Annotated in this window: 1 protein-coding gene; it reads left to right on the forward strand. The window is 53.2% G+C overall.

Annotation, left to right across the window (positions count from 1 at the left end; all coding sequences use genetic code 11):
- Positions 1 to 237: hypothetical protein (locus EOD29_RS36895; protein ID WP_206520626.1), on the forward strand; the 237-nt coding region annotated here is incomplete at both ends.

Raw genomic sequence — 237 nt, forward strand, 5'->3', positions numbered from 1 at the left:
GCTAGTTTCGATACCGATGCGCCGGGCTCAAGGCAGGCAGCAACAAAGGCGATCCTTCGACCCTTGATCGAAGCGGCGTCTTCCATTCAGACCGACCAGCCGTACCGCGGGTTTTTGACCTTCATCCATAACTTGGTGTCCACCTCTTTTAAGTGGACACCACATGCCAAAGCTCACTCAAATACAGAAGGTGCGGAGAAAATCGCGCTTAGTGCGGCTGCAAAGCCGATGAAAGAT

This window comes from Mesorhizobium sp. M1A.T.Ca.IN.004.03.1.1 (assembly GCF_003997555.1).
Lineage (GTDB): Bacteria > Pseudomonadota > Alphaproteobacteria > Rhizobiales > Rhizobiaceae > Mesorhizobium.